Annotated in this window: 17 protein-coding genes; 12 read left to right on the top strand and 5 right to left on the bottom strand. The window is 68.6% G+C overall.

Annotation, left to right across the window (positions count from 1 at the left end):
• Positions 1-71: 71 nt before the first annotated feature.
• The 10 genes from eat (at position 72) to PHLH3_RS04255 (ending at position 10604) form a co-directional block, all read left to right on the top strand.
• Complete coding sequence (eat, locus tag PHLH3_RS04300) at positions 72-1442, top strand: ethanolamine permease (RefSeq protein WP_213628340.1); 1371 nt, start codon at positions 72-74, stop codon at positions 1440-1442.
• 56 nt (positions 1443-1498) lie between these two features.
• The gene (locus tag PHLH3_RS04295) at positions 1499-2893 is read left to right on the top strand and encodes an ethanolamine ammonia-lyase subunit EutB (protein ID WP_213628339.1); all 1395 of its coding nucleotides are present in this window, start codon (positions 1499-1501) and stop codon (positions 2891-2893) included.
• A gap of 10 nt (positions 2894-2903) precedes the next feature.
• Positions 2904-3719, top strand: a complete 816-nt coding sequence (gene eutC, locus PHLH3_RS04290; protein WP_213628338.1) for an ethanolamine ammonia-lyase subunit EutC — start codon at positions 2904-2906, stop codon at positions 3717-3719.
• Between the two features lie 300 nt (positions 3720-4019).
• Positions 4020-4715, top strand: a complete 696-nt coding sequence (locus tag PHLH3_RS04285) for a glutathione S-transferase N-terminal domain-containing protein (RefSeq protein ID WP_213628337.1) — start codon at positions 4020-4022, stop codon at positions 4713-4715.
• 92 nt (positions 4716-4807) lie between these two features.
• Positions 4808-5953 (top strand): ATP-binding protein, encoded by a 1146-nt coding sequence (locus PHLH3_RS04280; RefSeq protein WP_213628336.1) that lies wholly within the window; start codon positions 4808-4810, stop codon positions 5951-5953.
• A 193-nt stretch (positions 5954-6146) separates the two neighbouring features.
• The gene (locus PHLH3_RS04275) at positions 6147-7589 is read left to right on the top strand and encodes an ATPase domain-containing protein (protein WP_213628335.1); all 1443 of its coding nucleotides are present in this window, start codon (positions 6147-6149) and stop codon (positions 7587-7589) included.
• Between the two features lie 24 nt (positions 7590-7613).
• Positions 7614-7991, top strand: coding sequence for a response regulator (locus PHLH3_RS04270; protein ID WP_213628334.1), 378 nt, complete (start codon positions 7614-7616; stop codon positions 7989-7991).
• Between the two features lie 141 nt (positions 7992-8132).
• Complete coding sequence (locus tag PHLH3_RS04265; protein WP_213630399.1) at positions 8133-8555, top strand: hypothetical protein; 423 nt, start codon at positions 8133-8135, stop codon at positions 8553-8555.
• Positions 8556-8911: 356 nt separating this feature from the next.
• Positions 8912-9928 (top strand): alpha/beta hydrolase, encoded by a 1017-nt coding sequence (locus PHLH3_RS04260; protein ID WP_213628333.1) that lies wholly within the window; start codon positions 8912-8914, stop codon positions 9926-9928.
• Positions 9929-9995: 67 nt separating this feature from the next.
• On the top strand, positions 9996-10604 hold the full coding sequence (locus tag PHLH3_RS04255) for an isochorismatase family protein (RefSeq protein ID WP_213628332.1): 609 nt from the start codon (positions 9996-9998) through the stop codon (positions 10602-10604).
• 16 nt (positions 10605-10620) lie between these two features.
• On the opposite strand, the gene PHLH3_RS04250 is transcribed toward PHLH3_RS04255, so the two are convergent.
• Complete coding sequence (locus PHLH3_RS04250) at positions 10621-11514, bottom strand: LysR family transcriptional regulator (protein ID WP_213628331.1); 894 nt, start codon at positions 11512-11514, stop codon at positions 10621-10623.
• 411 nt (positions 11515-11925) lie between these two features.
• Positions 11926-13884, bottom strand: coding sequence for a UvrD-helicase domain-containing protein (locus PHLH3_RS04245; RefSeq protein ID WP_213628330.1), 1959 nt, complete (start codon positions 13882-13884; stop codon positions 11926-11928).
• 231 nt (positions 13885-14115) lie between these two features.
• Between PHLH3_RS04245 and PHLH3_RS04240 the strand changes: the two genes are divergently transcribed.
• Positions 14116-14586, top strand: coding sequence for a hypothetical protein (locus PHLH3_RS04240; protein WP_213628329.1), 471 nt, complete (start codon positions 14116-14118; stop codon positions 14584-14586).
• 3 nt (positions 14587-14589) lie between these two features.
• Here the strand turns inward: PHLH3_RS04240 and PHLH3_RS04235 are convergent, their stop codons facing one another.
• The 3 genes from PHLH3_RS04235 to PHLH3_RS04225 form a co-directional block, all read right to left on the bottom strand.
• The gene (locus PHLH3_RS04235) at positions 14590-15357 is read right to left on the bottom strand and encodes an alpha/beta fold hydrolase (RefSeq protein WP_213628328.1); all 768 of its coding nucleotides are present in this window, start codon (positions 15355-15357) and stop codon (positions 14590-14592) included.
• A gap of 56 nt (positions 15358-15413) precedes the next feature.
• Positions 15414-17558, bottom strand: a complete 2145-nt coding sequence (locus PHLH3_RS04230) for a TonB-dependent copper receptor (RefSeq protein ID WP_213628327.1) — start codon at positions 17556-17558, stop codon at positions 15414-15416.
• Positions 17559-17664: 106 nt separating this feature from the next.
• Positions 17665-18048 carry a DUF2946 domain-containing protein gene (locus PHLH3_RS04225; RefSeq protein ID WP_213628326.1) on the bottom strand — a complete coding sequence of 128 codons (384 nt, stop codon included), beginning with the start codon at positions 18046-18048 and terminating at the stop codon, positions 17665-17667.
• Between the two features lie 178 nt (positions 18049-18226).
• On the opposite strand from PHLH3_RS04225, the gene PHLH3_RS04220 reads away from it, so the two are divergent.
• Positions 18227-19228, top strand: a complete 1002-nt coding sequence (locus tag PHLH3_RS04220) for a diaminopimelate epimerase (protein WP_213628325.1) — start codon at positions 18227-18229, stop codon at positions 19226-19228.
• Positions 19229-19232: the final 4 nt, after the last annotated feature.

Genomic DNA, 19232 nt, shown 5'->3' with positions numbered 1-19232 from the left:
GGGCCATGCGCCGCCTCCCGCCGCTCCGTTCCGTCGCCCCATTTCCCTCAAGGCAACCTTCGGAGACGCGCATGACAACCACTAACCAACTCAAGCCCACCCTCGGCACCCTGCACCTCTGGGGCATCGCCGTCGGCCTGGTGATTTCCGGCGAGTATTTCGGCTGGAGCTACGGCTGGGGCGCCGCCGGCACCCTCGGCTTCCTGGTCACCACGCTGCTGGTGGCGACCATGTACACCTGCTTCATCTTCAGCTTCACCGAGCTGACCACCGCCATCCCCCACGCCGGTGGCCCCTTCGCCTACAGCAGCCGAGCCTTCGGTGAGCGCGGCGGCCTGATCGCCGGCATCGCCACGCTGATCGAATTCGTCTTCGCCCCGCCGGCCATCGCCATGGCCATCGGCGCCTACCTCAACGTGCAGTTCCCCGAACTCGATCCCAAGCACGCGGCGGTCGGTGCCTACTTCGTGTTCATGACCCTGAACATCCTCGGCGTCAGCATCGCCGCCACTTTCGAGCTGGTGGTCACCGTGCTCGCCGTGGCCGAGCTGCTGGTGTTCATGGGCGTCGTGGCACCGGGCTTCAGCTTCAGCAACTTCGTGCTCAACGGCTGGGCCGGCTCGGACACCTTCAGCAGCGCCTCGATCTCCGGCATCTTCGCCGCCATCCCCTTCGCCATCTGGTTCTTCCTCGCCATCGAGGGCGCGGCCATGGCCGCCGAGGAAGCCAAGGACCCGAAACGCACCATCCCGCACGCCTACGTGGCCGGCATCCTCACCCTGGTGTTCCTCGCCATCGGCGTGATGATCATGGCCGGCGGCGTCGGCGACTGGCGCCAGCTGTCGGGGATCAACGACCCGCTGCCCCAGGCGATGAAAGCGGTGGTCGGCGAGAACTCCGGCTGGATGCACATGCTGGTGTGGATCGGCCTGTTCGGCCTGGTGGCCAGCTTCCACGGCATCATCCTCGGCTACTCGCGGCAGTTCTTCGCCCTCGCCCGAGCCGGCTACCTGCCGCGCGGCCTGGCCAAGCTGTCGCGCTTCCAGACCCCGCACCGCGCCATCATCGCCGGCGGCGTGATCGGCATCGCCGCCATCTACAGCGACGGCCTGATCAACCTGCAGGGCATGAGCCTGACCGCCGCGATGATCACCATGAGCGTGTTCGGCGCCATCGTCATGTACATCATCAGCATGCTCGCGCTGTTCAAGCTGCGCGCCAGCGAACCGAACCTGGAGCGCACCTTCCGCGCGCCGGGCTACCCGATAGTCCCGGCCATCGCCCTGGTGCTGGCGGTGGTGTGCCTGGTGGCCATGGCCTGGTTCAACACCCTGATCGGGCTGATCTTCCTGGCGATCATGGCGGTGGGCTTCGTCTGGTTCCAGTTCACCGCCCACCACCGCGCCAGCGCCCCCGCCGACGCGATGCTGACCCGCATCTGAGCCCCCCAGGCCGGCCCCGCCGCAATGGCGGGGCCGGCACAGACAGGACGATCGACATGGCAGTTTTTTCCCATAGCGTCGGCGGCCAGACCTGGCGCTTCGACAGCCTCAAGGAGGTCATGGCCAAGGCCAGCCCGGCACGCTCCGGCGACTTCCTCGCCGGGGTCGCCGCCAGCAGCGACGGCGAGCGCGTGGCCGCGCAGATGGCCCTGGCCGACATCCCGCTCAAGCACTTCCTCGACGAAGCGCTGATCCCCTACGAAGACGACGAAGTCACCCGCCTGATCATCGACGGCCACGACCGCGCCGCCTTCGATCCGGTCAGCCACCTCACGGTCGGCGGGCTGCGCGACTGGCTGCTGGGCGATATGGCCGACGAGACCTCACTGCGCGCCCTGGCGCCCGGGCTGACGCCGGAGATGGCCGCCGCGGTGTCGAAGATCATGCGCGTGCAGGACCTGGTGCTGGTGGCGCAGAAGATCCGCGTCGTCACCCGCTTCCGCAACACCATGGGCCTGCGCGGGCGCATGTCCACGCGCCTGCAGCCCAACCACCCCACCGACGAGCCCGCCGGCATCGCCGCGAGCATCCTCGACGGCCTGCTCTACGGCAATGGCGACGCCATGCTCGGCATCAACCCGGCCACCGACAGCCTGTCGTCCATCTGCGCGATGCTGGAGATGCTCGACGCCATCATCCAGCGCTACGAAATCCCCACCCAGGCCTGCGTGCTCACCCACGTCACCACCTCGATCGAAGCCATCAACCGTGGTGTACCGCTGGACCTGGTGTTCCAGTCCATCGCCGGCACCGAGGCGGCCAACGCCAGCTTCGGCATCAGCCTGGAGATCCTCCGCGAAGGCCACGAGGCCGGGCTCTCGCTGAAACGCGGCAGCCTGGGCAACAACCTCATGTACTTCGAGACCGGCCAGGGCAGCGCGCTCTCGGCCAACGCCCACCATGGCGTCGACCAGCAGACCTGCGAGACCCGCGCCTACGCCGTGGCACGCCACTTCGACCCCTTCCTGGTCAATACCGTGGTCGGCTTCATCGGCCCCGAATACCTCTACAACGGCAAGCAGATCATCCGCGCCGGGCTGGAGGACCACTTCTGCGGCAAGCTCCTCGGCGTGCCCATGGGTTGCGACATCTGCTACACCAACCACGCCGAAGCCGACCAGGACGACATGGACATGCTGCTGACCCTGCTCGGCGTCGCCGGCATCAACTTCATCATGGGCATCCCCGGCTCCGACGACGTGATGCTCAACTACCAGACCACCTCCTTCCACGACGCCCTCTACGCCCGCCAGAGCCTGGGCCTGCGCCCGGCCCCCGAATTCGAGGCCTGGCTGGAACGCATGGGCATCGCCCACCAGCGGGACGGCCGCGTGCGCCTGGGCGAGCAACTGCCGCCCGCCTTCCGCCAGGCCCTGGCGCAGCTCGGCTGAGGAGCCCTCGATGACCGACGACAAGCGCCCCGCCCTCGACAACCCCTGGCGCGAACTGCGCCGCCTCACCCCCGCGCGCATCGCCCTCGGCCGCGCCGGCACCAGCCTGCCCACCGAGGCCCAGCTGGACTTCCAGTTCGCCCACGCCCAGGCCCGCGACGCCGTGCACCTGCCCTTCGACCGCGCCGCCCTGGCCGCCGAGCTGGCCGAGCGCGGCCGCGACAGCCTGCTGCTGCAAAGCGCAGCGGCCGACCGCCACACCTACCTGCAACGCCCGGACCTGGGCCGACGCCTGGACGACGACTCGGCCCAGCGCCTGCGCCAGCACGCCGAAGCCAACCCCGGTGGCTACGACCTGGCGCTGGTGATCGCCGACGGCCTGTCGTCCCTCGCCGTGCAGCGCCATGCCCTGCCCTTCCTCCAGCGCTTCGAGGAACAGGCGGCGGAAGACGGCTGGCGCACAGCCCCCATCGCCCTGGTGGAACAGGGCCGCGTGGCGGTGGCGGACGAAGTGGCCCAACTGCTCGAGGCGAAGATGGTGGTGATCCTCATCGGCGAACGCCCCGGCCTCAGCTCCCCCGACAGCCTCGGCCTGTACTTCACCTGGGCACCCCGCGTCGGCCTCACCGACGCCAGCCGCAATTGCATCTCCAACGTGCGCCTGGAAGGCCTCTCCTACGGCCTGGCCGCCCACCGCCTCCTCTACCTGATGCGCGAAGCCAGCCGCCGCCAGCTCTCCGGGGTCAACCTCAAGGACGACTCCCAGGTGCCGCTGCTCGACGGTGCCGAGCAACCCGTGCGGGGGAATTTCCTGCTGGGCAGTTGAACCTGTAGGCGCGCATTCGATCGCGATGGCGTGGAAACCGGGCCCTGGCATTCCCCTGCGCGGCCGGCGCGATGGGTTTCGCTTCGCTCCAAGCCATCCTGCGGAGGCGCATTCACGGGTTCGGCAGCGGGGTTCCCTGCCCTGTGACTGAACGGCACGCAACGCCAGCGGTCGAGATGGAAACCACGACTTACGTGACGGGCCCCGCGATCCGGCCGGGTCAGGGTGGCCGCCACTGGACAAGCGCCGCGGCCCAGCCATGCTGTCTGCTCGTCCCGCAGCCATTCGACAGGACTCCCCATGACCGACCTTTCCGCCTTCCCCATCACCCACAAGTGGCCCGCCCAGCATCCCGACCGCCTGCAGCTCTACTCGCTGCCCACGCCCAACGGGGTGAAGGTGTCGATCATGCTCGAGGAGATCGGCCTGCCCTACGAGGCGCACAAGGTCAGCTTCGACACCAATGACCAGCTGTCCCCCGAATTCCTCTCCCTAAACCCGAACAACAAGATCCCCGCGATCCTCGACCCGGACGGTCCCGGCGGCCAGCCGCTGGCGCTGTTCGAATCCGGAGCCATCCTGCTCTACCTCGCGGAGAAGAGCGGCCGCCTGATCCCCGACGACGCCGCCGGGCGCTACGAGGCGATCCAGTGGCTGATGTTCCAGATGGGCGGGATCGGCCCGATGTTCGGCCAGCTCGGCTTCTTCAACAAATTCGCCGGCAGGGACTACGAGGACAAGCGCCCGCGCGACCGTTACGTCGCCGAGTCCAGGCGCCTGCTGGCGGTGCTCGACCGACGGCTGCAGGGGCGCGACTGGCTCCTGGACGACTACGGCATCGCCGACATCGCCACCTTGCCCTGGATACGCAACCTGGTCGGTTTCTACGAAGCGGGCGAGCTGGTCGGCTTCGATGACTTCTCCAACGTGAATCGCGCGCTGCAAGCCTTCCTCGCGCGTCCTGCGGTAGCACGCGGCCTGAAGATTCCGGGATGAGCGCCAGGCAGGAGCCGGACGGCCCATCGCAGGCTGGCCGGATGGATTTACACTGCCTAGCATCAGCAGGTTGCCAGCCCGAGCAGGTGTGCATGGACCCCGTCTCCCCCAATCCCAACGAAGACCTGAGCGCACGTGGCTACGAACTTCTGGTCAAGGCAGTGATCGACTACGCCATCTACATGGTTTCCGTCGAGGGCCGCATCGTCAGCTGGAATGCCGGGGCGGAGAGGATCAAGGGCTACAGCGCCGAACAGGCCATCGGCCAGCACCTGTCGATGTTCTTCACCGAGGAAGACCGCGCCGCCGGCCGCCCGGCCCACCTGCTGGCCACTGCGCTGGCCACCGGTCGCGCCCAGGACGAGGGCTGGCGGGTGCGTCGTGACGGCACACGCTTCTGGGCCCTGGCGGTGATGGACGTGGTCCACAACGAGGAAGGCCGGGTCATCGGCCTGGCCAAGATCACCCGCGACATGACCGAACGCCACGACTCCGAACTGCAACTTCAGGAGCTGCGCGCCCAGTTGTTCCAGGCGCAGAAGCTCGAAGCCCTGGGCCAGCTCACCGGCGGCATGGCCCACGACTTCAACAACCTGCTCACGGTCATCATCGGCGCCTCGGCGCTGGCTGCCCGCACCCAGGACCCCAAGCGCCTCAAGGAACTCCTGGGCAGCATCCACGAGGCCGGCCTGCGCGGCAGCCACCTGACCCAGCACCTGCTCTCATTCGCTCGTCGCCGTGACCAGCAGCAACAGCTCGTGGAATTGGAAAACACCCTGCATTCGGCGCAGATGTTCTTCACCCAGGCGCTGCCCAAGGGCATGAGCCTGGAGTTGCAACTGTGCCCACCGCTGCACCCGATCATGGTGGACCCGAGCCAGCTGGAAATGGCCCTGCTCAATCTCATCTTCAATGCCCGCGACGCCATGCAGGAGAGCGGCACCATCGTACTGCGCGCCGAGAACCGCCGACTGCAGGGGGAGTGGGAGAACCTGCATGGCGACTTCGTCCTGCTCACGGTTCGTGACGACGGCGTCGGCATCGCACCCGAGGTGCTGCCGCGCATCTTCGAGCCCTTCTTCACCACCAAGGGCCTGGGCAAGGGCACCGGTCTGGGACTTAGCCAGGCCTATGGCTTCGTCCGCCAACAGGGTGGCACCATCCGGGTGGACAGCACGCCCGGACTGGGCACCAGCGTGACCCTGTACCTGCCTGCGCGCCCACGCCAATCCCGCTGAAAAGCAGGCGCAGCGCACAGGAACTAGTTCAAGGCGCACGACTCTATCGCTGACCGGAGCCCGGCAGCGTAGAATCGCCGGGATTCAGGCCGACCCCGAGATCCGGACGCAGTACGCAACGCCGGCGGAGCGGGCTCCAGATCAGGTGCAGTCGGCCCTTTCCAGCTAACTTCCAAATGAGGCAGGCCAGAACTTGGAACAGCTAAAACGCCTTCAGAGCGGCATCGAAGGGTTGGATGCCCTGTTGAAGGGTGGCTTGGTTGCCGGTGCGTCCTACATCGTCCAGGGCCGTCCCGGATCGGGAAAGACCATCCTCGCCAACCAGATCGCCTTCAACCACGTGCGCGACGGCGGGCGGGTGCTGGTCGCCACCCTGCTGGCCGAAACCCATGAACGGCTCTTCCAGTTCCTCTCTACCCTGAGCTTCTTCGACGCCTCGCAGATCGGTGCGCAGATCCAGTTCGTCAGCGCCTTCGACACCCTGGAGAACGAAGGCCTGGATGAGGTGGTAAAGCTGCTGCGCCGCGAGATCAGCCGGCAGAAGGCCACCGTGCTGATCGTCGACGGCCTGCTCAACGCCCGCTCCAAGGCGGATACGCCGCTGGACACCAAGAAGTTCATCGGTGAGCTGCAGGGCCACGCAGCGTTCGCCGGCTGCACAGTGCTTTTCCTCACCAGCGCCCGCCTCGACGACGGCAGCCCCGAGCACACCATGGTCGACGGCGTGATCGAACTGGGTGAAGAGCTGTTCGGCGCACGCTCCGTACGGCGCATCCAGTTGCGCAAGACGCGCGGCAGCGGCGCGCTCTCCGGCCTGCATGAATGCGAGATCACAGACGACGGCCTGGTCGTCTACCCGCGCCTGGAAACCCTGTACAGCCGCCCTTCGCGCGCCGACAACGCGGAACTGCACCGTGTGTCCAGCGGCATCAACGGCCTCGATGCGCTGATCGACGGCGGCCTGCCACGCTCCTCGGCCACCCTGGTGATGGGCCCAGCCGGCGTCGGCAAGACCAGCCTCGGCGTCAGCTTCCTCGCCCAGTCCACCCCCGAGGAACCGGGCCTGCACTTCGGCTTCTATGAGTCGCCCGAGCGCCTGCGCCTCAAGGCACGCTGCATTGGAGTCGACCTCAAGGCCCTGGAGGAAAGCGGCGCCTTGCACCTGATGTGGCAACCCACTACCGAAGGGCTGCTCGATGGCCTTGGCGCACGCCTGATCAAGGCGGTGACAGAAAAAGGCATCAAGCGCGTGCACATCGACAGCCTCGGCGGGATGGCGCGCGTCGCCACCAACCAGGCGCGCCTGGTGGAATTCTTCAGCGCCCTGATGAACGAGTTGCGCGCGCTGGACGTCACCGTTTTCGCCACCTGGGAAATGCGCGACCTGTATAGCGCCGACATCAACGCCCCGGCGCCGGAGCTGTCGAGCATCGTCGACAACCTGGTGCTGATGCGCTTCGTGGAAATGAACTCTGAACTGAAACGGCTGCTGTCGATTCTGAAAATGAGGGACAGTCGCTACGACCCATCGTTGCTGGAAGTCCTAATCCATGACCACGGCATCGCACTCGACAAGGCTTTCAAGAACGCGACCGCCGTCATGTCCGGGGTCGCGACCCCAAATGCCGGCATCTGAAACCCGCCCATCGGTCAGCGCTTAATGACAACGATCCTGGTAGTCGATGACGAGTATCTGATTGCGGACATCCTGGCCTTCGCCCTGGAGGACGAGGGCTACATGGTCGTCAAGGCCGGCAACGGCCGCCGTGGCCTCGAGGTTCTCGATCGCGAGCGCCCCGCCCTGGTCATCACCGATTTCATGATGCCGATCATGGATGGTCTCGAGTTCGCCAAGGCGATCCGCGCCCGCGCACAATCGTCCGACCTGCCGATCATCCTCATGAGCGGCGCCCAGGGCAGCATTGGCCGTGACCGGGGAGATCTCTTCGCCGCCGTCTTCGACAAACCCTTCGACATCAACGCCGTGATCGCGATGGTCGCGCAACTGATCGGCCCCAGCGACGGCCAGGCCGACTGACACCCATCTGTCTCATCGACCGGCGCCACATCAGCGGCCCATTGCACGCATCGCCCACCTCCCGGAAACTGCCGCTTTTCAGCCCCTGCGGAGACCGCCGTGTCCACCCAAGAACTCGCCAACGACCCCACCTGGGTCCAGATCTGCCAGGCCGCCGCGCTCGACCCGCAGCGTCGCTTCGCTTCCCGCCAGGCCGTGCTGACCAGCCCCGTCGCGCTCGAAGCCACCCTCTACCGCGGCGACGAAGATGACCCCGACGCCGAGGAAGAAGACCTGGGCGATGCCCGCGTGCTGATCACCGGCACCTTCCAGCCACCCACCGAATGGAGCGCCGAGGAGCGTGCCGACTACTACGACGGCAGCGACCCCGAGGAATTCTTCAGCGCCCTGATCGAATGCATCGCCGCCCCCGCCAGCCGCGCCTACTTCACCGCCGAAGCCGGCGACCAGGTGGCCGTCAGCACAGCCGAAGGCGCCATCCAGATGTACTACCTCTACGAAATCTTCGAGGACGAAGACGGCCACCACGCCGTGCTGATCCGCGACACCGAAGCCTTCATCTGAGGCTTCCGGGGGCTCCCTGCGCGAATGCATGCGTGCCCACAAGGCCATGTGGGCACGACGCGCCTGATGGAGGTCGCATTACCTCCAGAAGGCGGAGCCAGGCCCCACTCGCTCTTGGCTGAAGCCGCGCATCGCCTCCAGGGCATTCGCAGCCGTTGAAGCCCGGGCGGTGCTCGCCCCACCCCTTCCCAAACGCCCGTCCCAGAGCCTTCCTGGCTCGCCTTGCAGAACTGCAAAGCCACCTTGCAGGGCTGTCCGTTCCGCTGGCGGCGGTTCACGGCAATCATGGCGTCGTGCTTTCGAACAACCCCGAACAACCGACACGACACCCATCAGAGAATTCCGAGGACACCGCCATGAAACTGCAGACCAACCTGATCGCCGCCACCCTCGCCCTGTCCATCGGCAGCGCCTTCGCCGCCGGCAGCCCCGGCGTGGAACACACCACCCAGGCCTTCCTCGAAGCCCTCGAAGCCGGCAACGGCAAGCCCCTGGAAACCCTGGCGCCGAAGGATGCCCGCGCCGTGCTGGTGGGCGCCCAGGCCGGCGTCAAGGTCGACCTCTCCGGCACCCGCATCGAGAAGAAGAGCATCGAGATCGACGGCCAGCCCCTGGAGCTGACCCTCGTCCGCCCCGAAGGCGCCAAGGGCGACCTGCCGGTGTTCATGTTCTTCCATGGCGGCGGCTGGGTGCTGGGCGACTACCCGACCCACGAACGCCTGATCCATGACCTGGTGGTGAACTCCGGCGCGGTCGCCGTCTACGTGAACTACACCCCCTCGCCGGAGGCCAAATACCCCACCGCCATCAACCAGGCCTACGCCGCCACTAAATGGGTGGCCGAGCACGGCAAGGACATCGGCGTCGACAGCTCGCGCCTGGCGGTGGCCGGCAACAGCGTCGGCGGCAACATGGCGGCGGTGGTGGCGCTGATGGCCAAGGAACAGGGCACCCCGAAACTGCGCGCCCAGGTGTTGCTGTGGCCGGTGACCGACGCCAACTTCGAGACGGCCTCCTACAACCAGTTCGCCCAGGGGCACTTCCTCACCAAGCCGATGATGCAGTGGTTCTGGGACAGCTACACCACCGACCTGAAGCAGCGCGCCGAGATCCATGCCTCGCCCCTGCGCGCCACCACCGAGCAACTGAAAGGCCTGCCGCCGACCCTGATCCAGACCGCCGAGTTCGACGTGCTGCGTGACGAAGGCGAAGCCTACGCCCGCAAGCTGGACGCCGCCGGCGTCGAGGTCACCGCCGTGCGCTACAACGGCATGATCCACGACTACGGCCTGCTCAACGTGGTCAACCAGGTCCCGGCGGTGCGCTCGGCCATGCTCCAGGCCGGCGCCGAGCTGAAGAAACACCTGCAGTGACCCCACCCGCCTGCGCCCCGGCCGCCCTGTGCTGCCGGGGCGCTCGCGCATGCAGCAGGAGACCGCCATGACCCCCGCCATCGCCCAGCCGGACGCCGCCCTGCTGGCTCCCGACAACCACCTGCTGGTGCTGCTCGACCACCAGGCGCAGCCCGCCCTGGCCACCCGCTCCATCGACGCCATCACCCTGCGCGACAACCTCGCCCTGCTGGCCAAGGCCGCCTGGCAGTTCGAGGTGCCGACGCTGCTGAGCAGCCTCGACGCGCCGGCCTTCGCCGGTGAGCTGCTGGAAGAGCTCACCGCGGTGTTCCCCGAGCAGCCGGTGCTCCGCCGCCGCACCTTCAACGCCTGGGAAGACGCCCTCTTCATCGAGCGGGTCAACGCCAGCGGCCAACGTCGCCTGGTACTGGCCGGGCTATGGACATCGGTGAGTATCACCGCCACCGCGCTCTCCGCGCTGGGACAGGGCTTCGCGGTGTATCTGGTGGTGGACGCCGGCGGCGATGTATCGCCCCAGGCACAGGAGATGGCCTTGCAGCGCCTGCTGCAACGGGGCGTGCAGCCGCTCACCAGCCTGCAGTACCTGCTGGAGTTGCAACGCGACTGGTCACGCACGGACAGCGCCTCGCGGGTGCTGGACATCGCCCGCACCCACGCCGGCCCCCTGGGGCTGTGATGACGTAGCCCGGGCTTCAGCCCGGGGAAATGGCATCGCCCCGCAAGCGCGCCGCATCCCGCTCGAAGCATTCCGTCAGCCAGCGCGACACCGCCTGGTAGCGGCCGATGCGCCCGGCATCACGATGGCTCAGCAACCACACCTCGCGATGCAACTCGGGCCCCACCCCCAGGCGACGCAAGCCATGGCGCTCGCCCAGCAGGCAGGGCAGCAGCGCCAGCCCCATGCCGGTGGCGCAGGCCTGCACCAGGGTGCTGACGCTGCTCACCCGCAGCGGGCAGCGCAACGATGGCGAAAGGTTGCCCAGCCACTTCATCTCCGGCATGCCGTCCAGCTCCTCGCCATAAGCCAGCCAGGGCTGCTCGCACCATTGCTCGCGGGTCAGGCCCACATGGCACTCGGCGCCGTACACGGCGAAGCCCAGGTCCCCGACCTTGCGCATCACCAGCGCGGCATCGTCCTGGGGGCGCGCCAGGCGCAGGGCGAAATCCGCCTCGCGGCGGGTGAAGGACAGCGACTGGTTGGCCACCAGCAGCTGCAACTGCAGCTCCGGGTAGGTGCTGGCCAGGGCCGGCATGTGCTCTACCAGCCAGTGGCTGAACAGGAAGTCGATGGAGGTCAGGCGCACCGCACCGCCCACTTCGCTGGCCTCGCTGCGGGTATCCAGCAGCATGCTCTGCACATCCCCCAGCACCCGCTCGGCATAGGCCAGGAACACCTGCCCCGCCTCGGTGGCGTGGTAGCGCGTGGTGTCGCGGATGAACAGCCGGGTCTGCAGGCTCTGCTCCGCTGCCGCCAGGCGCCGGCTCATGGTGGAAGGGTCGATACCGAGGGACCGCCCGGCCGCACTCATGCTGCCGTGGCGGGCCAGCGCCAGCAGCAGGGGGATGTCGTTCCAGTCGAAGTTCACGGGGGCTCCAGAGGTGGCCGCGGATGGCCGGCCGCCCACGATAGCAAGCCTCCCCCGGCGTACCGCAAGAGGCGTGGTTGTACCGGTGTGACAAGATTTTCAACGACAGTCCGGGGAGCTCCGATCGCGAATGAATTCGCTCCCACGAGGGCGCCATGCCCGTGCACGAGCATGACCGTTGTGTAGGGTGGATGACGCTCTTTTCATCCACCAATGGGGTGTTGACTGACCCCGCCGCCAAGCACTTCGCGAGCCCGTAGCCCGGACTTCAGTCCGGGACTCCGATCGCGAATGAATTCGCGCCCGCAAGAGAGGCGGCGCTGCGCACCGCTTGGCGACTGAAGTCGCCCCTACAAAAGCCCCACACCCAGGCGCTTCGCGAGCAGAGCTCGCTCCTACAGGTTCAGCGGTTCAGCGGCCGCGCCCGGCCAGCACGGCAGTGGCGCCCTGGGCCTTGCGGCAGTACCAGATGACGCGACTGACGCCACGGGTGATGGCGACGTAGGCCAAGCGCAGGCTCTCGTCGCGCATGGCCTGGTCGTAGCTGTTGCGGAAGAAACCGCAGCGCGCATAGAGGGCATTGCGCAGCGGGTGCGCCTCGGTGGGCAGGCAGTCGTCGACGATCACCGCCACCTCCGCCTGCAGGCCCTTGGCGCGGTGGATGCTGTAGGCCTTCACCGGCAGCGCCGGGTCGAGCTGCGCCTGGATGCTGCGCAGCACCTCGTTGCGCCGGCCGAGCAGGAGCACGGCGGTGCGCTCGCCGCTGCCCCGCTCCTCGACATGCCGGCACTGGGCCTGGATGTCGGCGATCAGGTCCGCCAGGCCGGCGGCCAGCTCGAAACCCTGCACCAGGCGCACGCCATCGTCCGGCTGGGCGAGCTTCACCGCACGACTGGTCTTCTCCTGCTTGAAGGCGACGCCGCCGAGCACCGCCTCGCCATCGCGCACCACCGCATCGATGGAGCGGTAGTTGGTTTCCAGCAGCAGCACCTTGCTCTTCTTCGCCTTGCCCTTGCCGGGGAAGTGTCGATCGAAGTCCATGAACAGTTCCGGGGAGCTGCCACGCCAGCCGTAGATGGACTGCCAGTCGTCGCCGATGGCCATCAGGCTCGGTGCCCGGCGCGAGCGCGCCAGCTGGCGGTGCACGGCCTGCAGCCACTGGACGATCTGCGGGGAGATGTCCTGGAACTCGTCGATCAGCAGGTGCGTCAGCGGCTCCAGCAGCGCGGCATCGACGCTGCCGGCCTCCAGGCGGCGAGTGAGTTCGGCGAAGGCGTCGTTGAAAGTCATCAGGCCACGCTCGCGCAGCAGCGCCTGGAAGCGCGCCCAGAAGGGTTGCAGGGCCTCGATGAAGAGCCGCTCCTGGGGCGGGCAGTTGAGCTTTTCCGGCTGCAGCGCCTCGAGGCGCAGGCCGATGCTTTCGATGAACCCGGCCTGGCCATGGAAGGCCTCGGGCAGCGGCAGCGCGGTCAGTTCGCCGGCCAGGCGCAGCGGGTCGCGGGGCGCCGTGCCGATGGTGCTGCCCTCCTCTTCCACGGGCTCCGGCAGCCCGAGCAGGCGATGCACCCGCTGGCGGAAGGAGGCATCGGCGGCGTAGCAGTCCTGGTAGGCCTCCTCCAGCAGGCGTTGCTGGGCCGGGCGCAGGCGGCCGGCGGCCAGGGGGTTGTCCGGTTCGGCACTGGGGTCGCGGTCGTCCAGCTGTTCGAACCAGGCGGGGTTGCCCAGGGCGGCCTTGGCCAGTACCCCCATGGCCGAGTGGAAGGTGCGCACGCATTGGCGTGCCTGGGCGGCGTCGAGGGGGAAATCCCAGAAGCCGAGCACCCGCTGCAACTGGTCGCGCAACTGCGCGCAGGAGGCGTTGGTGAAGGAGATGACGGTGAGCCTGCCAGGCTCGATGCCCAGGTGGCAGAGCATGAACACCACGCGCAGCACCAGGGTGGTGGACTTGCCGGAGCCGGCACCGGCGAAGATGCGGGTGACCGGCGCGCGGCCGAGGATCATCGCCCACTGCTCGTCCGAGGGCGCGGCAACCACGCCGGCGGCCACCGCCTCGGTGACCTTCTCGCGCATGGCCTCGGCCGCGCCGGCGCTCTGCCGCAGGATGCCGCCATAGATGCCGTTGTCGGGCGCTTGCGCGGTTGCCGCGACGGCCCCGCCCGGCTCCTTTGGCGCGGACTTCTTGCCGCTCGCACGGCCCTTGGGGGTGCTGGTGGCGCCCTTGCGGCTGCGCCCACGAGGCTTCTTCTGCGCCTGGGCGGCCATGGCCTGCGCGGCCTCGCGCTCTTCGCGCAGGTAGGCGGTGGTACGGGGGAAATAACGCGCCAGCGCTCCGGAGAGCAGCGACTTGTAGCGCTTGACGGCAGAGAACATCCGAATGGTCCGGGGAAAGCGAATAACGGGGCGCGATGATAAGGGCTTTGCCACCGCGGCGTCAGTTGCTGGCCCCTGGCCAACCGGCGGCAAGGCCTTGCCCCACGACGGCAAGGCGGCGCCGTGCCCACATCGGGACGCCGGGCTGGAAGCCCTCTGCAACGGGGCTTCTGCGTTTATGGCCCGATCCCTGCACCTAAGCCGCGCATCCTCTGCATCCAGGGAAAGGCCATGACCATCATCTCCAACAGCTCGCCGCTGGCCACCTACCTCGCCAGTGCCACCAAGCCGTCGACCGCCGGCACCAGCGGCTCCACGTCCGGCACCGAGGACAAGACACCGCAGAAGCCCGCCGACCCCATCGCCGAACTGCGCCAGTTCGCCGCCAACCTGGTGGCCCAGGGGCGCGGCGGGTTGATGAACGCCATGGCCGGCAACACCAGCAACGTGCTGAGCAACGCCAGCGCGGCGACCCGGGCCGGCCTCAACGGCGGCAACGGCGCGCAGATGCAGTTGCCGGACGTCTCGACCATGGACCGCGACGACGCCGCCAAGATGCTGACCCAGGTGCAGAAGCTGCTCGACAAGGGCCTCGAAGGCGCCTTCTCCTTCGTCGGCGTGAATGGCGACAAGCAGACCAGCTCGCTGGAGACCTACCGCGACTGGCTGCAGGCCAAGGGCGGCATCAGCATCTACGCCTGAGCCTCAGCGCAGGGCCTCGCCCAGCAACGCCAGGTAGCGCGGGTGCAGGGAGATGTCGTTGTGGCCCGCGCCGGCCAACACCTCCAGCCGCGCCATGCCAGGGGCGAAGGCCGCCGCCAGGCGCTCGCTGCTATCACGCGGGATCACCTGGTCGTCGCCAGCCAGCATCAGCAGCGTCGGCACCCGCAGCGCGCCGGCGACATCCGCCGAGCGGTAGCGATCCTTCAGCAGCCAGCGCACCGGTGCCCAGGGGAAGCGCCCGGCGGCGACGTTCTCGATGCTGTCGTAGGGCGTGATCAGCACCAGCCGGCTCACCGGCCGCTGGCTGGCCAGCTGCACGGCGACCCCGGAACCCAGGCTGCGCCCCACCACCGCCACGCGCGGATGCTCGGCGTGGATATGGTCGAACAGCCGCTGCGCGTCATCCAGGATCAGCGCCTCGCCGGGCTCGCCGGAACTGCCGCCGTAACCGGGGTAGTGCATCAGGTAGAGCGCGTGGTCGGGGAAAGCCCCGGCCAGTTGCTCCAGATTCATCGACACGTCCTCGGCGTTGCCGCCGAAATACAGCAGCGCGTCGGCACCCGGGCGCGGGCGCACGGTGACCACCAGGCGCCCCTCGGCCACCGGCAGCTCCAGGGTGCTTTCCGGCGCCTGCACGGCACGGGGCTGGGGGAAGTAGAGCAACGCCCGCTGGAACACGAAGAGCGCGGCGCAAAGCGCCAGGTAGAGCAGGACGGCAACGAGGGTGGTCCAGAGCAGGGCGCGCGGCATGGCTGATTTCCCGTGGAAGGAAGGCCCCCGCGCCGGGCGCGGGGGCGCTCAGCCTATCAGAAGCTGAAGTCCACCTTGGTCCACAGGGTTCGGCCGGGCTCCTTGATCGCCTCGGGCTCGGCGGGGAAGCCGAAGCCGGCGTCGCCCGCGAGGTTGAGGTGCTCGGCATAGGCCTTGTCGAAGAGGTTGTCGACCCCGGCGCTGAGCTTGATGTCGCGGCTCAGGCGGTAGGCACCGTTGAGGGAGAAGACCGCGAAGCCGCCGCTCTTGCCGAAGTCCTGCCCCACCACGTTGCCCTGGCCTTCGGCCACGCGGTTCTGCGCGGCGGCCACGCGCCACAGGGCGCCGGCACTCCAGTCATCACGCTCGTAGGTCAGGCCCAGGCGCGCCTCCAGCGGCGGCATCTGCGGCAGCGCGCGGCCGTCGGAGCTGTTCTTGCCCCAGGCGTAGGCCAGGGTGGCGTCGGTCTTCCAGTTGCCATCCAGGCGGTAGGCCGCGCCCAGTTCGCCGCCCATGATGCGCGCGTCGATGTTCTCGGCCCGCGAGGTGTCGCCCATCATCCCCGGGGTGTAGGTGAAGAGGATGTAGTCGCGCACCTGGCCGACGTAGCCGGACGCCCAGGCCTCCAGGTCGCCCTCGCTGTACTGCACGCCGAAGTCGAGCTGGGTGGTCTTCTCCGGCTTCACGCCATCGAAGGCATTGCGCGATCCGGTCGGGCCCTGGTTGGGCGAGTACAGCTCCCAGTAGTCGGGGAAGCGCTGCACGTGGCCGAGGCCGGCATAGACGGTGGTGGCGCTGTCCAGGTCGTGCTCGTAACGCGCGAAGCCGCTGGGCAGGGTGTCGGCGCGGGTCTCGCCGAAGGTCGGGTTGGCCATGCCCATCATGCCCAGGGTGCGGCGGTAGTCCTTGGCGTCGGAACGATCGAGGCGCGCCCCGGCCACCAGGCGGTCGCCCTCTTCCACGTACCAGGTCAGCTCGCCGAAGGCGCCGTAGCTGTGCATCAGCGCGTCACGGGTACGGGGGAACTGGTCGGCGTCGGTGAAGGTGCCGGTCATCATCGAGTAGCGCGAGGCGCGCTTGCGGTGTTCGCTGCGCATGGCGTCGAGGCCGGCCACCAGTTCCACGTCGGTCCATTTGAAGGTGGCGGCCAGGCGCGCGCCGAGGGTGCGGCGGTCCACCTGCGAGGCCATCGGCATGGGCATCGAGCTGGTGGGGTCGGGGTTGCGCAGGCGGAAGTTGTCCATCACGTGGTCGGCGTAGTTGTAGTAGACCTGCGCCTCCAGCTTGTCGAGCACACCGCCCAGGTTGCTGCGCTCGAAGCGCAGGCCGAGGCTTTCCCGCAGGAACTGGCTGCCGTCCATGCCGCGCCCGGCGTAGCGGGACTCTCCGTTGCCACGGCCGGCGGAGAGCTCGACGAGGGTGTCGGCGTCCGGGGTCCAGCCGATGGCCACATCGCCATTCCACTTGTCCCAGCGCGAGGGCACGGTGTCGCCATTGCCATCCTCGTAGTCGTCGGACTGGGAGTGGTTACCGGTGGCGCGCAGGTAGCCGGTCTCGTTGCCCACGGCGCCATCCAGCACGCGGTCGAAGCGGCCATCGGAGCCGGCCAGCAGGCTGGCATGGAGGCGGCTGCCGAGTTCGCCGAAGCGCTCCGGCTCGCGCTCGAAGAGCACGGTGCCGGCGGAGGCGCCGGGGCCCCAGAGCACGGTCTGCGGGCCCTTGATCACGGTGAGCTTGTCGAAGGTCTCGGGGGAGATGTAGGAGCTCGGCGCGTCCATCCGCCCCGGGCAGGCGCCGAGCATCAGGCCGCCGTTGGTGCGCAGGTTGAGGCGCGAGCCGAACATCCCGCGCAGCACCGGGTCGCCGTTGGTGCCGCCGTTGCGGATGGCGGCGAAGCCGGGAATGGTCTTCAGGTAGTCGGTGCCGTCGCTGGCGGGCACCGGCTGGCGGGCCTGTTTCGGGTCGGTGACGATGGTCAGCGGCGAGCTCTGCTGCACGGCGGTGATGACGGTGGCGCTGACCTCGATCACGTCGGAGGCGGGCACGACGGGTGCCACGGGCGGCTCGTGCTCGTGTTCGTGGGCGACGGCGCCCGCGGCGAAGGCGAGGCCGGCGGCCAGGGCGAAGGCGTGGCGCCAGCGCAGGCGGGCGGCATCGGGCTGGAAGGCGAAACGGGTGGTGCGGTTGGCAGGCAGGTGCATCGTGTTCATTCCATGATCTGAAATCGGTGGCCACGTCGCGGTCGGCGCGACGGGCAAGTCGGGTCGGCGGCGTCACCAGGACGGCCGCAGGCTCAGGCGTGTGAATTCAGATGCAGGGAGAGGCGCGGGGGTTGGCCGAGGGCCAGCAATGGCGGGGCGGCGTGCGCGGCCGGCTTTCCCGTGCCGGGCGCGGGGCGCTGCGGCGGCGCTGGAGCCAGAACAGGCCGAGGAAGAACAGGATGCCGAGGGTGACGGCGTTGCCCATCGGGCAGTTGAAGCCGGCGCTGGAGAACTGCGCGGGCGAGCCGGGCTGGTCACCGTCGATGGATGGACCGTCGCTGCCGGTGGCCGAGCAGAAGGCACCGCCGAGGCCGCTGAGTTCGAGGCCCATCGCCTGGCCGTGATGAATCCCGCAGGCGAGCAGGTTGAACAGGACGCAGGCGTACAGCATCCAGGCGATCAACGAGCGGTCGTGGCGGGTGATTTTCATGGGCGGCGACTCTAGCACCGAAAATTCTCGACGAGAAAGCCGGTCCTTGTGGTGGATTGCCGCAGGCCGCAGGGCGCATCGACGTCAGACTGAACCCCGGGATGGCCTTGCGAATCACTTGGCGGCGGAGCGGGCAGTCCCGGTAGAGTCGCAGCACCGAATCGCGCCGAGAACCTTCATGTCCCGCCTCTACGATGCACGCGGCAACCGCTATGTCGTCACCACGCCCGATGCGCTGCGCCGCCTGGGCATCGCCATCCCGCAGGAAGCCGCCGACGCGGCGCAGGCCCGCGAGAAATGGAGCGCCACGGCCATCGAGGCCCTGTGCGGCTGGCCCGACGGCATGCGTCCGGAAGGCGCCAAGGGCCATCGCTCGGACGGGCTGCTGGTCGGCCCCTTCGGCAACGCCTCGCCCTGGGACCTGCTCATCGTCAACACCGACGGCAGCCTGACCGAACGCAGCGGCAACGGCATGACCCTCTTCGCCCAGGCCCTGCTCGACGACGGCCACGTCGCGCCGGGCCAGGCCTTTGTCCTCCATGTGCACCACGACAAGCCCGGCGGCGGCTCGCCGGTGGTCACGTCGATCGAGCCCGCCGAGCGCGACGGGCGCCCGGGATTCTGGTTGCAGATGGGCGCACCGGGATTCGGTCCCGAGGCAGCGGGGGCCGGTGGCGAACACCTGGCCGCCGCCGATTTACACGGCCGCCCCCTGAACCGCGTCGACGCCCTGGCGCAGGTGAACGCCGGGTGGTGCCGCAGCCAGTTCGTGCGCATCGGCAATCCCCACTGCGTGACCCTGCTGGACGAGCCCGCCGCGCTGCCGGCCATGCCCTGGCTACGCGCCGCCGACACCCACGCGGCGCTGGAGCGCATCGCCTATGCCGCGCCCCTCGGCGCAGGCGATCCCTGCCCCGCCGGGGTCAACCTGCAATGGGCGGCGCGTGCGGCGGATGGCGCCATCGAGGCCCGGGTGTTCGAGCGCGGCGAAGGGGCGACCGAGTCTTCCGGCAGCAGCGCCTGCGCGGTGGCCTGCGCCGCCTGGAAGGCCGGGCTGGTGGCGGCCGGCGAGGTGCGCGTGCGCATGCCCGGCGGCACCGCGCCGCTGCGCCTGGAGCAGCAGGGCGACGCCCTGGTGGGCGTCTGGCTGTTCGGCGTGGGCGCGCGCCTGGAGGGTTGAGGCA

This window comes from Pseudomonas sp. Pc102, assembly GCF_018408275.1.
In the GTDB taxonomy this organism is placed as follows: Bacteria; Pseudomonadota; Gammaproteobacteria; order Pseudomonadales; family Pseudomonadaceae; genus Metapseudomonas; species Metapseudomonas tohonis.
Note: the sequence above shows the minus strand (reverse complement) of the source record. Positions and strands in the feature narration are given on the sequence as shown.

Bases quoted from the DNA above. Each gene is read 5' to 3' on its own strand.
- eat (WP_213628340.1), top strand. From the start codon at position 72: ATGACAACCACTAACCAACTCAAGCCCACCCTCGGCACCCTGCACCTC.
- PHLH3_RS04295 (WP_213628339.1), top strand. From the start codon at position 1,499: ATGGCAGTTTTTTCCCATAGCGTCGGCGGCCAGACCTGGCGCTTCGAC.
- eutC (WP_213628338.1), top strand. From the start codon at position 2,904: ATGACCGACGACAAGCGCCCCGCCCTCGACAACCCCTGGCGCGAACTG.
- PHLH3_RS04285 (WP_213628337.1), top strand. From the start codon at position 4,020: ATGACCGACCTTTCCGCCTTCCCCATCACCCACAAGTGGCCCGCCCAG.
- PHLH3_RS04280 (WP_213628336.1), top strand. From the start codon at position 4,808: ATGGACCCCGTCTCCCCCAATCCCAACGAAGACCTGAGCGCACGTGGC.
- PHLH3_RS04270 (WP_213628334.1), top strand. From the start codon at position 7,614: ATGACAACGATCCTGGTAGTCGATGACGAGTATCTGATTGCGGACATC.
- PHLH3_RS04260 (WP_213628333.1), top strand. From the start codon at position 8,912: ATGAAACTGCAGACCAACCTGATCGCCGCCACCCTCGCCCTGTCCATC.
- PHLH3_RS04255 (WP_213628332.1), top strand. From the start codon at position 9,996: ATGACCCCCGCCATCGCCCAGCCGGACGCCGCCCTGCTGGCTCCCGAC.
- PHLH3_RS04245 (WP_213628330.1), bottom strand. From the start codon at position 13,884: ATGTTCTCTGCCGTCAAGCGCTACAAGTCGCTGCTCTCCGGAGCGCTG.
- PHLH3_RS04240 (WP_213628329.1), top strand. From the start codon at position 14,116: ATGACCATCATCTCCAACAGCTCGCCGCTGGCCACCTACCTCGCCAGT.
- PHLH3_RS04235 (WP_213628328.1), bottom strand. From the start codon at position 15,357: ATGCCGCGCGCCCTGCTCTGGACCACCCTCGTTGCCGTCCTGCTCTAC.
- PHLH3_RS04230 (WP_213628327.1), bottom strand. From the start codon at position 17,558: ATGCACCTGCCTGCCAACCGCACCACCCGTTTCGCCTTCCAGCCCGAT.
- PHLH3_RS04225 (WP_213628326.1), bottom strand. From the start codon at position 18,048: ATGAAAATCACCCGCCACGACCGCTCGTTGATCGCCTGGATGCTGTAC.
- PHLH3_RS04220 (WP_213628325.1), top strand. From the start codon at position 18,227: ATGTCCCGCCTCTACGATGCACGCGGCAACCGCTATGTCGTCACCACG.